This window comes from Adonisia turfae CCMR0081, assembly GCF_011009555.1.
In the GTDB taxonomy this organism is placed as follows: domain Bacteria; phylum Cyanobacteriota; class Cyanobacteriia; order Phormidesmidales; family Phormidesmidaceae; genus Leptothoe; species Leptothoe turfae.
In genome coordinates this window covers 4,350,543-4,362,567 of sequence record NZ_QXHD01000004.1, presented here as the reverse complement: position 1 = coordinate 4,362,567, position 12,025 = coordinate 4,350,543, and the positions used below count along the sequence as shown (strand labels likewise).

Annotated in this window: 9 protein-coding genes; 5 read left to right on the top strand and 4 right to left on the bottom strand. The window is 47.5% G+C overall.

Annotated features, from left to right (window positions below):
* Positions 1 to 256 precede the first annotated feature (256 nt).
* Positions 257 to 643: a Nif11-like leader peptide family natural product precursor gene (locus tag DXZ20_RS22810; RefSeq protein WP_163667291.1), complete on the bottom strand. Its 387-nt coding sequence runs from the start codon at positions 641 to 643 to the stop codon at positions 257 to 259.
* Positions 644 to 1,211: 568 nt separating this feature from the next.
* Between DXZ20_RS22810 and DXZ20_RS22805 the strand changes: the two genes are divergently transcribed.
* Complete coding sequence (locus DXZ20_RS22805; RefSeq protein ID WP_163667294.1) at positions 1,212 to 1,898, top strand: HEAT repeat domain-containing protein; 687 nt, start codon at positions 1,212 to 1,214, stop codon at positions 1,896 to 1,898.
* Positions 1,899 to 1,937: 39 nt separating this feature from the next.
* On the opposite strand, the gene DXZ20_RS22800 is transcribed toward DXZ20_RS22805, so the two are convergent.
* The 3 genes from DXZ20_RS22800 to DXZ20_RS22790 are packed head-to-tail and all read right to left on the bottom strand — an operon-like array spanning position 1,938 to position 4,937.
* Complete coding sequence (locus DXZ20_RS22800) at positions 1,938 to 3,293, bottom strand: cytosine deaminase (RefSeq protein WP_163700977.1); 1,356 nt, start codon at positions 3,291 to 3,293, stop codon at positions 1,938 to 1,940.
* A 50-nt stretch (positions 3,294 to 3,343) separates the two neighbouring features.
* Positions 3,344 to 4,147 (bottom strand): ABC transporter permease subunit, encoded by an 804-nt coding sequence (locus DXZ20_RS22795; protein ID WP_163700975.1) that lies wholly within the window; start codon positions 4,145 to 4,147, stop codon positions 3,344 to 3,346.
* Positions 4,148 to 4,175: 28 nt separating this feature from the next.
* Complete coding sequence (locus DXZ20_RS22790) at positions 4,176 to 4,937, bottom strand: ABC transporter ATP-binding protein (RefSeq protein ID WP_163700972.1); 762 nt, start codon at positions 4,935 to 4,937, stop codon at positions 4,176 to 4,178.
* 179 nt (positions 4,938 to 5,116) lie between these two features.
* On the opposite strand from DXZ20_RS22790, the gene DXZ20_RS22785 reads away from it, so the two are divergent.
* From DXZ20_RS22785 to DXZ20_RS22770, 4 genes are all read left to right on the top strand, one after another.
* The gene (locus DXZ20_RS22785) at positions 5,117 to 7,789 is read left to right on the top strand and encodes a two-partner secretion domain-containing protein (RefSeq protein ID WP_163700969.1); all 2,673 of its coding nucleotides are present in this window, start codon (positions 5,117 to 5,119) and stop codon (positions 7,787 to 7,789) included.
* 87 nt (positions 7,790 to 7,876) lie between these two features.
* Entirely contained in the window at positions 7,877 to 10,453 is a 2,577-nt protein-coding gene (locus DXZ20_RS22780; RefSeq protein ID WP_163700966.1) for a CHAT domain-containing protein, read from the top strand.
* Positions 10,428 to 10,613, top strand: coding sequence for a hypothetical protein (locus DXZ20_RS22775; protein ID WP_163700962.1), 186 nt, complete (start codon positions 10,428 to 10,430; stop codon positions 10,611 to 10,613). The genes DXZ20_RS22780 and DXZ20_RS22775 overlap by 26 nt, the downstream gene beginning before the upstream one ends.
* 305 nt (positions 10,614 to 10,918) lie before the next feature.
* Positions 10,919 to 11,815: a DUF928 domain-containing protein gene (locus tag DXZ20_RS22770; protein WP_250565885.1), complete on the top strand. Its 897-nt coding sequence runs from the start codon at positions 10,919 to 10,921 to the stop codon at positions 11,813 to 11,815.
* Positions 11,816 to 12,025: the final 210 nt, after the last annotated feature.

Below are 12,025 nucleotides of genomic sequence, written 5' to 3'. Positions count from 1 at the left end.
GTAGGATTTCTGATCCAGCGTCGTTACGTTTCTCAAGGCAGTGTTACGTAAAAAAATATTCTCTATGCCTAATTTTTTCTGTTGTTCATTTTGTTGTGACGACATAACACTTTTTTCATGAGAGTGAGAATTGTTTAGGCATTATTGAGGCTACATGACGGTTCCATTCCTTATTTAAACCAATAAAGAAACCTGAGCTTTCAACCGTTGCTTTTGAAAACCCAGGCGATTTGGACAGTGCTGATGGGATGCATCGTTAAGACAGATGTACACCCAAGTAAGTTTTAGATAGATAGTTGGCAAGACGCTTCACGTTATTCTGCACGGCTGGGCGTACACTTTCTCCTGATCTGATCCCTAGAAAATTGGCAAAATCTTCATCAGACAGGGTGCCATTTTGATGCTGTCTAAATGCATCAATAACTGACAGTAGTTCATCGTTAGAAAACTGGTAGCCCATGGATGCGGCTAATTCAATCACTTTAGGAGCCCGCTGGCTAAGGGCTAACGATTCTTCGGGATCAAGGTTGACGCTGGAACTAATGTCGCCGTCCCCGCAGCCAAGCAATTGCTCAAGCTGCTTCTGGAGTGCGGTATTGCCAGCGGTTTTCTGCATAAACTGCAGAACATTATGGGTAGTCATGGTTAGCATTAGGGTAGGTTGTTCAATTGATCTAGTGAAAAGTCCCTCACGAGTTAATACTCCAAAAGGTCTATTCACATCACTAGCTATAACAACTCTGCCCCGCAGCTAATGTTAACAAAAACAGAAATTTTACCGAGCACCGCCAGAACGTGTACGTCTGGGCTTGCCATTGGGCGCAGGAGCAAAGCGATGGCGGTTACGACGTTTGTTACGTTTGTTGTGAGCCAAATAAGCCATGGTGCAGAGTCCTTTAACTAATATTACAGGTGCTGTCAGAAAGCCAATGGCCAACGTGGGTATAAAACGCTGGTTGTGATTTCTCTGTATTGGTTTCTTCAGAGACCCTGTTCGGAATTCCGCACTTTTCTAATCAAATTCCCCTTAACCTTAAACAGTGAACTCGCTGCTTCACCCTAATATTTTTTTAGGATATGTAGGTGTGCATTGGGCTCACCGCAGCCCTATAAAATGTGATGGGATCAAACCCAGTGCCTAGCATTAATGGTTCCACACACTTAAAATCCTATCTATAATTAATTTCGTATAAGACCCTACTAACGATGTCATGCTCGATCTCGTCGTTCTTGCTGAGAAACTTAAAACTGGCGATCTCAAAGATAAAAAGCTATCGCTGGCAGCTTTGCGAGACGTACCGGGGCCGGATGCATTAGAGCTGATTAAGTTGGTTCTGGATGATGATAATCAGCAGGTTCGCTCAATGGCAATTTTTGCGTTGGGTGTGAAGCAGACTGACGAAAGTTTTCCCCTTTTAGTCAAAATCTTAGAGTCTGATCCAGACTATGGAATCCGTGCAGATGCGGCAGGTGCCTTGGGCTATTTGGAAGATCCCCGCGCATTTGAACCCCTGATTCATTCGTTCTATGAAGACACCGATTGGCTGGTACGTTTTAGTGCAGCGGTATCCTTGGGCAATCTCAAAGATCCCCGTGCCCATGATGCTCTGATTCAGGCTCTCCATAGCCCAGAGGTGATTCTGCAACAAGCGGCCATTGCTGCTTTTGGGGAAATCGGTGACCTAGAAGCCCTGGATGAAATTTTGGCGTTTGCTCAATCTGACGATTGGCTCGTACGCCAGCGATTAGCCGAAGCCTTAGGCAATATGCCTAGCGAGAAGGGGACATCAGCCTTACGATATTTGGCCAAGGATAGCCATCCGCAAGTGGCTGAAGCAGCAGAAATTTCATTAGATCGTCTAGCTGGACGTATTGTGGGCTTGGAAGGCCGCATCTAGATTCGACGTTGAGCCTAGTTATGCTCACGTTAGTCATGCTCATGTGAACAAGGTATCTAGCTCGCTGTAGTCGGGTAACGTTGTATCAATTTGTTTCCCTTGGTGGAGCACTACTCGATCCCACTGGGCCCTGGCTACTAATTCATTCAACGTCCGGGCCTTAAAGCAAATTAGACTGGCCCAATTGCCGGGGGCTAACGTTCCCATATTGGCTAGACCCATGAGTTGGGCAGGGCGACTGGCTAGACTTTTGGGCCAGTGGGTAAATGGACGATCGAGGTGACCAATGCGAGCTGATTGTTTAAACACCTCTAACCCATCATGATCGCCATAGGCATAGAACGGATCTCGGCAGTTATCGCTAGCAAGTGCTATGGGTATGCCGTAGTGATGCAGTTCATGCAGGATGGTCACCCCACGGTAGCGAGGCGTGTAAGCAGGCCGGCGATCTTGCAGATACAGATTACACATGGGCAGGCTAACAATGCCGATATTGGCAGCTTTGACCAGTGAGAGGGTTTTTTCGACGACTTCAGGGGACTGAACCGATAGGCTACAGCAGTGACCGCAGGTAATTGAGCCTTGAAAGTCATGGCGTAATGCGGCTTCTGCCACATAGCGCAGGGTTATATCCTCTGGGTCGAGGCTTTCATCTGTATGGAAATCGAGATTCAGACCATAGCGTTGGGCCAGGGTAAAGACCTGATCTAATTGGGCGATGATGTCTTTATTCATGTAGGCTACGCCGCCGAGGATGCCGCCAAAATTGGCCACTAGCTGAGCTAAAGGCTCACCGTCGGGGGTCAGGAAATAATCGAGGGATACGAGGCAGACAGCTTGTAAGGTGAGCCGATCGCTCCACTGACGTCGCAGCTGGTCAAATACGGTGAAATTGGTTTTGCCTAGGGGGCCAAAGCTGTCTAAATGGGTGCGAATAGCCTGGGTGCCGTGGGCATAGCTGCATTTCAAACCAAATTCCATGCGCTGATACAGTTCGTCAGGGTGCCAGTTGCCATGGTCCTGTCGTACAGTTTCTAAGGCTCCCATAAATGTGCCGTTGGGGTTAGGGCAGCGTGGCCAGATATGCCCCTTGTCCAAATGGGTGTGCATATCAACAAAGCCAGGCCAAATTAAACCTTGTTGTAGATCTACTTGTCGTTCTATGGTCGGTTGGGGGGGGAAATCTGTTGCGCCCGTTGGCCTGATACTTGAGATCGCTCCCCCCCGCACCTCGACATCCACCGCCACTAGGTCTTCTTGATGCGGAAATGCCTGTAACGAGGGTATCGGCTTGAGATCCGTATCATTCTCTAAAAAACAAACCGGTATTCGACCATTGGCTAACCAATAATGGTCTTCATCAGGAATAGCAACAAATCCAGTTTTTGACATCATTCCGTTCCCCACTCCCTACTCCCCATTTTCAGTAGCTAATGTCGTTTACGTTAATTTTCGCGCCGAACCGCGCTCTCATGCCAATGCCGGAGCAGGCGATCAGACAGAACCGTTAACCCAACAAAAATAGCCACCCCTAGCACTGTCGTCATTAACAGAGCGGCAAACATGCGAGGAATTTGCAGGTTAAAGCTAGAAATTAGGATTTGATAGGCAATGCCAGAACGGCTACCGCCAGTGCCCGCCACAAATTCAGCGACGACTGCCCCAATTAGGGCGAGACCGCCGCTGATGCGCAAACCCCCTAGAAAATAGGGTAAAGCACTGGGTAAACGCAGATGAATTAGGGTTTGCCAGCGAGATGCTCCATAGATTTCAAACAGATTCTGGAGGTTGTGGTCAGCGCTGTTGAGACCCAGGGTGGTGTTGGACACAATGGGAAAAAAGGCCACAATCCAGGCGCATACCACCAGGGCCATAAAGGTGTTGTTTTGTAGCCAAATGATAATTAGGGGTGCGATCGCAACAATTGGCGTTGTCTGCAAGATCACCGCATAGGGAAAAAAACTGCGCTCCACCCACTTGCTTTGGGCAAATAAAACAGAAATCAACAAGCCTGAAATCACAGCAGCTAAAAAAGCCATCACGGTGATTTGAACTGTGATCAACAGTGATGGGAACAAATCTCCCCATTCTTCTATGAGAGTTTTAATCACTAGCCCTGGTCCTGGTAAGAGATAGGGTGGAGTATGGGTGGCGCGGACAAAAATATCCCAACCAATGACGGCTGTAATGCCTGCCAATGCTGGAGCTAGCCAATTCCACACAGCTGCTGGTTTTCTCTGCTTAAACACCTGTTTTTGATTCCCTCTCTGATGTACGCTATCCTACACTCACACCTTCTTCTTGCGATAGAGCGGCCATAATCTCGCGACAATAATGATTAAACTGTGACGATGTGCGAAACGAATCTGTTCTGGGATAGGCTGCTTCAATGGGAATATCTGCCACAATTCGGCCAGGGCAAGCGGCCATAACGATAACCCGTGTGGAGAGATAGACTGCTTCATAAATATTGTGGGTGACAAATAAGACGGTCCAATGTTTGGCTTCCCATAGATGCAGCAGGTCACTGTTCAAACGGCTACGGGTCATTTCATCCAGGGCACCAAAGGGTTCATCCATTAGCAGTATTTGAGGTTTAGTGACCAGTGCTCGGGCAATGGATACGCGCATTTTCATCCCCCCTGATAGCTGGCGAGGATATCTGTGTTCGCAGCCGGAGAGGTCAACGGTGTTGATGGTTTCTTGAATGCTTGCCCGCACAGAACGTAATGACTGCCCCTTTAGCTTGAGAGGGAGATGAATATTGTCCACAACGCTGGCCCAGGGCATGAGGGCGGGATCTTGAAATACAAAGGCTAGATGCCGCTGCTGGCTAGGGTCTTGCCAGTCTATAATGCCGCCTGTGGGGGCACCCAACCCGGCCACTAAACGCAGCACGGTGCTTTTTCCACAGCCCGATGGCCCCACCAGGCTAATGAATTCCCCCGGTTTGACATCTAGATGGAGCCCCTGCAAAGCGACTGTACCGTTTTGATACACTTTATCGATATCCTTAAGGGAGAGCAGGGAGGCCGGCATAGGGGTTGTCGTGAATCGTCGAATTCTAGGGTAACGGCTTTGGTGCGATCGCATCGCTATTTTTGCTACTCTACAGAGGGAATGGGTGCAAACTTGAACCCTAGCCCCTGATTAATCATTGAGACAGCGGGTATTATGGGCCTAGAATTAAGCTGCTATATGGGTACTGACCTGTAGATATGAGCAATGGACTATTTGCCTGGCGTGTGGGTTTGCTGGGTATGCTCGGGTTTTTGGTATATGTTAGCCCTAGCTATGGCCAAAACGTAGTTTCCGATGGAACGGTGGGTACGACCGTTTCAGGCAATGCTTCTTTTATAGTCACTGGAGGTAGTCAGCAACTGACCACACTGTTCCATAGTTTTCAAGAATTTTCACCGAATACAGCTGATGTTCTATTTCAGTTAGATGGCACTCAGAGCACTGTAGATGTTGTTATTAGTCGCGTAACCGGTACAAATCTCTCTTTAATAGATGGACGATTACAGCTAACTGGTGGTAACAATCCAGATTTCTTTCTGATTAATCCCAACGGCATTACCTTTGGCGCTAATGTCGATTTGTTGTTGCCAGGCTCATTTTTTGCCAGTACAGCAGAAAGTGTTTTATTCAATGGTGGTCTGAGTTTTAGCAGCCGTGAGCCTGGAGATGCTCCTTTGTTGTCAATGAGTGTGCCAGTAGGCCTACAGTTTGGCAATGTTGCCAGGCCAATTACTGTGGAGCAAGGAAGTCTAGTGGTTAATCCAGGAGAATCCCTAGGATTTTTAGGGGGAGATCTTCAGTTTACAGAAAGTCTCTTGAACGCCCCTGAAGGAATGTTATCTCTAGGTAGCGTAGCCTCCGGTAGTCAAGTTGGTCTGGATTTAGATACTTTTTTGCTGGCCTACACCAAAGCAAACTCTTTTCAGGATATTACCCTCGACCAAGGCACCGATGCTGATGTCAGTGGTGATGGCGGTGGTAGATTCCAAATACAGGGGCGTAATGTGAGGTTACTTGATAATGCTACTTTGGAAGCCTCTAATCTGGGACCAATCGATGGTGGAACGGTGACCATTCGAGCGTCTGAACAGTTAGAGGTGACGGGTACAAATAGCAGCGATATTACCAGTGCTATCTTCGTGAATGTTTTTGATGAGGGACGAGGTAACCATTTGGTGCTTGATGTCAGTCAGTTATTACTGAGTCAAGCCGCTTGGATCATCACCGATACTGAGGCTTCAGGTGTTAGTGGTGGTATGACCATCAACGCAAACGAGATTTTTCTTTTGGGTAATCCTGACGGAAATGAAGCTGCAACTGTTCTTAGTTCAGGCACGTTTGGCACTGGACGAGGAGGAGATATTGAAATTACTGCTGATCAATTAATTGCTCAGGGTATTTCACGGTTGACTAATGATGTGTTTGGAGTAGGCTCTGATGCTGGAAATGGGGGTGATTTAAAACTGAATGTTGGCTCTTTAGTCCTACGTGATGGAGCCCAGATAGGCACAGGGCCGCTTCAGGGGGCAGGTGGTGATGCTGGTGAGTTAGTCGTGGTGGCAACAGACTTCGTGGAAATCACTGGATTTAACACATCTGTAGCGGGACCTTTGTCAAGTGGTCTATTTTCTACGGCTGAACCTGGCTCCACTGGTAATGCTGGCAACTTGAGTATCACCACTCCGCGATTAAGTGTTGTGCAGGGGGGTAAAGTCGCTGTCAACACAGTTGGAGATGGGGATGGGGGCAATATTACTATTCGAGCGGATGAAATAGACGTTGCTGATCCGATTATAGATTTTACTGGGGCAGTCAGTGGTTTAGTGGCCAATGCAGTGACTGGTTCGACGGGCAATGGTGGGTCGTTAGATATTGAAGCAAATCGCTTAACTGTGTATAACGGTGGGCAAATTACAGCGTCTACGGATGGAACTGGTAATGCAGGAAGCGTAACGATTCGTGCCGATGACATTGAGGTCATAGGACAATCGACAAATGATTTCCTGGGTAGCGGTATTATGTCTGGTTCGAGAACCAGTGCCGATGCGGGTTCAGTTAATCTCATCGGTAACCAGATTACGGTTCGTGATGGGGGCAGTGTCTCAGTCAATAGCCTTGATGGCGGTGCTGCGGGTAACTTAACGATTTCTACTGAGAGACTCTCTCTGAACAATGGCACCCTTCAGGCTAAGGTAACTGGAGGTAATGAAGGGGATCTCAACATCATGGCAACTGACGTTATCTTGCTGCGTCAGAATAGTCAAATTATTACCAGTGCCACGGGCATGGCAACAGGGGGAAACATTACCCTAACGGCTCCTGTGATAGTTGGTTTAGAGAACAGTGACATTGTTGCCAATGCAGTATTTGGAAGTGGTGGCAACATTGATATTACGACCAAGGGGCTGTTTGGGTTAGTGTTCCGTGGGCAACTCACCCCAAATAACGACATTACCGCAAGTTCTGAGTTTGGTCTTAGTGGTACGGTTGCCATTAGTAACTTTGATGTCCAACCAGATGCCGGTTTGGTAGAATTGCCTGCAAGCTTGGCTGATACGAGTAACCAGGTTGCTCAAGGATGTACGGGGGGGAGTAATCGGTTTGTTGCCACGGGGCGAGGGGGCGTTCCTGTGGTCCCGACTGAGAATATGAGTCAAGCTCTCACCTGGACTGATACCCGCGACCTCACTGCTTTTCTCAACCCCACCCAGGGTGACGTGCAGGTTGAGGTACCGGATGTTTCCACTGATGCGACATTAGCGGAGGCCAATGTCTGGTACAAGAATGAGCTGGGTCAAGTTGAGCTAGTTACAGCTAATGCCACTGTTCCACCCAATTTCAGGGCTACCTGTTCATTATCGCCTCGTTAAATTATGGGAGAAAAAGGATGCTTTTATCTGCTTAACGCTATTGTTGCTTTAGGAAAATTCTGGTTGCATTAGGGCAAAAGTCAGGCTATGGCGCGTTTGTCTTTCTACTTTAAAGGACTCCGTTGGTTTGGGATTGGGGTATTGGGTTTTTTGGGGGCAGTTGCGATCGCCCTTGGCCCCCTTGTTTTACCTGTTCCAGCCGTTACCGAAGATGTTGTACCCGCTGCGTTGCAGATTTCCCCTGAGACAGACCCCCTGGCTGCCGGACGCACTTACTACCGCTCAGGACAGTTCGCCACTGCTGTTATACAATGGCAAATGGCAGTCCAGCAGGCTGCTCAACAGGGAGATCTAGCCCGTCAAGTCATGGGCTGGAATGGGATTGCCTCTGCCCATCAAGCGCTCAATAACTGGGACCAGGCCCATCAAGCAATTGAAAATAGTCGCACGTTGCTAGAGAGCGCCTCCCTTGCAGAACCCATTCTTTGGGCTCAAACTCTGAATACGCAAGCCAGCCTTCTCCTTAACCATAGTGGGCAGGCTAAAGCGGCTCTAGATCTGTGGCAAAAGGCGGAGACGTACTATCTCCAAGTCGGTGACACAGCAGGTGTGTTGGGGGCTCGCATTAATCAGGCCCAGGCATTACAAACGTTAGGGTTTTACCGACGTGCCAAACAACAGTTGCAAACCATTACGCAACAGTTGGATACGATGCCTGATGGTGAGTTAAAAATTGCCGCTCTGCGCAGTTTGGGGCAAGCGTTACAGCTGATCGGTTCTCCCCAGCAGAGTTATAACGCTCTGGCCCAAAGTCTTGAAATTGCCCGCGATTTAGAGGCATCTCAATCTGAACTCAGTTCTATTTTCTTAAGTATTGGTAAATTGGTCGCCAGGATAGAGTCACCCCATAAGGCACTAGAGTACTTCCAGGCTGCAGAGGACGCGGCGCTCACTCCCCTCGATCAGCTCCAGGCTCGTTTAGATAAACTCTCCACCTATATTGAACTCAACGACACCATCGCGATTCCAAAAATCACAGAGCAAATTCAAACACAGCTTGTTACCCTGCCCCTGAGCCGGACAACCATATACAGTACGGTGAACCTGGCTCACCACCTGGCCCGCCTCCCCCGCGATGCTCAGCCCCTATCTGCATCTCAAATACATCAGCTATTGACCAATGGTGCTCAGGCCGCAAAAGCACTCAAAGATCAGCGTGCAGAAGCGTATTCTCTCTTTCAGTTGGGACAGCTTTATCGTCAGAACCAACAATCTACCGATGCCCTTAATCTGACCCAAAAATCCCTTGCCATAGCCGAATCAATTCAGTCAGTAGACATCATTGCTCAGTCAGCCTGGCAACTGGGAAAGCTATTTGAGCAGCAGGGAGAATTACAATCATCAATCGAAGCTTATACCAAGGCTGTGGAAGCCCTTCAGCTTTTAAGAGGGGATCTGCTAGCGATCAATCAAGATATTCAATTTTCTTATCGAGAGCAGGTCGAGCCCGTTTATCGAGATCTTGTTTCCCAACTCCTAATAGAAGGTAGTCAGGACTCTTTAGAAAAAGCACGACTCGTTTTAGAAAACCTGCAGATAGCTGCATTAGATAATTTCTTCCGGGAAGCTTGTATCGACATCGAGAGTAGTAACGTGGAGCAAATTGATCCCAACGCTACAGTTGTTTATGCCATCATTCTGGATGATCGATTGGCGGTCATTTACTCTCAGTTCGAGCAGCCGCTGCAAGTTTACGAAACCAAGATTGAATACACGACTCTTGAGGTAACACTGCGTTCATTTTTGGCGAGCTTGCATCCATCTACCGATTTCCAGGAACAGTTAAGCTATGCTCAAACCCTGTATAGCTGGTTGATCCGTCCGGCAGAAGACGCTGGTATCCTCAAGTCGGATCAAACACTGGTATTTGTTTTAGACGGTCTGCTACGCAATTTGCCCATGGCCGCTCTCCACGATGGACAGCAGTACCTAATTGAAAAATATGCTGTTGCCCTATCCCCTGGTTTAAAGCTTCTACCTGCTAATGCATTAGATAGCCAAGATGCTAGGGGGATTGTTGCTGGTATTAGTCAAGCTCGTGGCCGTTTTGCTGCATTGCCTGCAGTTAAAGAAGAGGTGGCCAATATCAGTAAGCTATTTCCGTCATCTCAGCTATTAGATCAACAGTTTACGCGTCAAGCCTTACGCGAAAGCTTGGCCGCTCGCCAAGTCAATATTCTTCACTTGGCAAGTCATGGTCAGTTTAGCTCTGATTTTAGCCAAACTTTTTTCCTGACCTGGGATGGGGCGATCAATATCAATGAACTGTCGGAACTCCTGGAACGTAGAGAAACAGACCGTAGTCAGGCGATTGAGTTGTTAACCTTGAGTGCCTGTGAAACTGCTACAGGGGATGATCGGGCCTTGCTAGGTTTGGCTGGATTAGCGGTGCGCTCGGGGGCCCGTTCCACGTTGGCCACACTTTGGTCTGTTAAGGATGAAGTGGCTAAGCAGCTGATGATCGATGTGTATAAAAATTTAGGACAATCTGGACTAACTAAAGCAGAAGCCCTGCGCCAGGCACAATTAAACCTTTTAAACAAAAAAGACTTTGCTGATCCCTTTTTCTGGTCAGCCTATGTACTCATTGGTAATTGGCTCTGAGGTGAGTCTGTTAAAAGAAGACGAGAAACTTCCGTGGATTTACGGAAAAACTGCCCATGCTTTTTCACAACAGTCTTTCCGTGGATTTACGGGGAAAGCCCATGGCAAAGGTTTTTCTGATAATCTTTTTATTACTTTGCGCCGTAAGGTGCTGAAATAAATAAGGGTAAGTGGTTCCTTTTTTATTAAAATTGACAAAGACCTGTCATGGATGACAGCGATATTGTTGCTAAATAGTTACAATTCCCATTAGAAATCTGTTTATTAAAGAATTGCTCTAGCTCTAGTTGACGTCTTGGTGCTTGCATATAATGCATATTTTTTGAAAGGAACCTTAAGCCTTCAATTTTGATGCGGTGTGCCAGAGGTCAGTCATGCTTTTGGTGCTTTCATAAGGGGTATCTGCAAGCTTGTGTTCCTATGGATCATTACTTCAGAAATCTTACTGGGGGTTGAGTGAGGCTGATGACTATGAAGTGTGGCGTTTCGATACGTTTGGTCAGATTTGCTGGGACGGTTCTAGGTGTCTGGCTAGTCACCCTAGCGCCTGGCTTAGCCGTGACCTTTATTCCTCCAAGTGATAACACCGCCCCCCCTCAAGCTGATGGGGGAGCTTCCCGCGGTAGTCGTATTCGGTTTATTCCGCCTCAAGATAATTCAGCGCCTGCAAGTGCAGATGGCGGTGCGACGCGCATTGGTTTTATTCCACCGCCAGAAAACTCTGCCCCTGACCAAGCTGCGAGTGGCGCGTCTAGAGTAGGGGATGCTGAAGATATTGCACTACTATTCTTGCCAAATGGTGGGACAGTAGATGAATTCGCCCATAACAACAATGGGACTGCTATGTTGGCGGTAACCCCATCAAGTCTTTATGGCCTTACTGTTTCAGCGCGACCTACAATCATGGCTTATTTGCCTGAAACTGAGGCTCATACTGCAATTTTTAGTCTTAAAGATGAGACGCAATCCGTCATTTATCGTCAGGTTGTTCCTCTGAATGAGGCTGATGGCATTTTAAGGATTACTCTGCCAGAGGGGGCTCCAGAATTATCCATTGGTGAATATTATCAATGGTATGTAACGTTGCAAACGGGCAAATATATTAATCCAGGTAGTCCCTACGTGACAGCTTGGATTAAGCGAGTTGATATGGCCTTGGTGCTGGCTCAGGCAGATTGTCCTACGCAAGATGGTTTAGCTAAAGCTAAGGCATTAGCCCAGGCTGGTATTTGGTACGATGCTGCTGAGCAACTGGCTGCACTACAAATCAACTCTCAAACCCAGGCTGATACGGCTACTAATTGGACTGAATTCCTTGGATCGGTTGGTTTAGATGTACTGTTAGAGCATTCTTTTCTTTAATTAACCCGCAGCGTATATTATCTGTTAAAAATGAAGTCTAAACTTTGCTGGTGAAGGGTGTGTGTCGATCATCATTGACTGATTTAGACAGCAAATCTTGAATACTTCATAACGTCTGCATGGAGTGTAATTTTGACAGATAGATTAATCAGTACGTGTTTTTAATTGCCCTGAGACAATTTATTCAACAAGCTAAGCCCATTTGGCTTG

Excerpts from the sequence above, each read along its gene's own strand:
- DXZ20_RS22770 (WP_250565885.1), top strand. The coding sequence starts at position 10,919 with ATGACTATGAAGTGTGGCGTTTCGATACGTTTGGTCAGATTTGCTGGG.
- DXZ20_RS22800 (WP_163700977.1), bottom strand. The coding sequence starts at position 3,293 with ATGATGTCAAAAACTGGATTTGTTGCTATTCCTGATGAAGACCATTAT.
- DXZ20_RS22790 (WP_163700972.1), bottom strand. The coding sequence starts at position 4,937 with ATGCCGGCCTCCCTGCTCTCCCTTAAGGATATCGATAAAGTGTATCAA.
- DXZ20_RS22780 (WP_163700966.1), top strand. The coding sequence starts at position 7,877 with ATGGCGCGTTTGTCTTTCTACTTTAAAGGACTCCGTTGGTTTGGGATT.
- DXZ20_RS22810 (WP_163667291.1), bottom strand. The coding sequence starts at position 643 with ATGACTACCCATAATGTTCTGCAGTTTATGCAGAAAACCGCTGGCAAT.
- DXZ20_RS22775 (WP_163700962.1), top strand. The coding sequence starts at position 10,428 with ATGTACTCATTGGTAATTGGCTCTGAGGTGAGTCTGTTAAAAGAAGAC.
- DXZ20_RS22785 (WP_163700969.1), top strand. The coding sequence starts at position 5,117 with ATGAGCAATGGACTATTTGCCTGGCGTGTGGGTTTGCTGGGTATGCTC.
- DXZ20_RS22805 (WP_163667294.1), top strand. The coding sequence starts at position 1,212 with ATGCTCGATCTCGTCGTTCTTGCTGAGAAACTTAAAACTGGCGATCTC.